Raw genomic sequence first — 1,111 nt, 5'->3', positions numbered from 1 at the left:
TAGGTTAAAACTTTGAAATTCTTGTGTTTTAACAAGAATTTCGTTGCAAAGAATTCTCAAAAAGTTTGTGTTTAAAATTTATACTTAAGCCCAACCTGTCCGCTTAAATAAGTTTCGTTTTTACTATCCACTTTACCTGCTAGTATTTGTTTAGCACCAAAGCCAAGATTCATACTGAGTTGATTTGTAAAATCTACATTACCCCCTACGATAATTTGTCCATAAGTTTTTTTCTTGTTGTTAGCTTCTACGCTAGTAAAGAAAGCATTATTTACAGCTAAATTGGCTGTGTAATCATCACCCCTATTGATTGTTCTATTTTTGGAGTTGCAAAAATATAAGAGTTTTCATTCATATATTTTCTAAATTCAGCATCCACTTCAACACTTACAGAATTGTTTTTCATAGAATCAATATCTTTAGCAATAGCACCATTTTCTGTATGAGATGGAGTATAACTAAAATAATAATTTATCCCCGTAAAAGGTTTGATAAATAAAGTATTATCACTAAAGTCAAATACACGACCTGCATTAGCACTAAGTCCTAAGAATTTGCTTGTATAATCTGAGTTATATGGACCATCTGTTTGAACATTGTCTTGTTTAGTTGGAGAAACTTGAGCATAAGCTTTAACATTAAGTTCCCATTGTGGAGCTATATTGATAGTAGAATACATACCTAATTGAAAATTATCACTTTTTTGTTCTAAATTATTGTCTTTGATTTTAGCATTTGCATAAGTAAAATAAGCACCCCATAAAACATTATCATTAGCTTGTTTATCTACACCTATAGTAGCACCATACATTGCACCACTATCTCCATCGATAATATTAGCACCACCAAAAGCATTAGCCCAAACACTATTGGTATATTCATTTACATAGCTTGGTCTTATATCACTATCTAAAGCAGCAAATTTAAGACTATTCATTTTAGAAGCATAAGTTCCAAAAGGATTGTTTAGTATTGCTACACGAGAACCTATAGAAACATCATTAGAAATATTCATAGTGGTATTAACTGCTCTAGAAGCTGAATTGAGATTAGATACAGATTTACCTGTATTGTCTGTGTCTTTTTTGATTTGTAGGGCTAGTTTGACACC

Annotated in this window: 1 pseudogene; it reads right to left on the bottom strand. The window is 31.1% G+C overall.

Annotation, left to right across the window (positions count from 1 at the left end):
* Nucleotides 1–71 precede the first annotated feature (71 nt).
* Nucleotides 72–1,111: pseudogene (locus ACOTU8_RS08675) on the bottom strand (autotransporter outer membrane beta-barrel domain-containing protein); the annotation flags it as partial.

Source organism: Campylobacter jejuni, assembly GCF_049221745.1.
GTDB lineage: Bacteria > Campylobacterota > Campylobacteria > Campylobacterales > Campylobacteraceae > Campylobacter_D > Campylobacter_D jejuni_E.
This window is presented reverse-complemented; position numbering and strand designations above follow the sequence as displayed.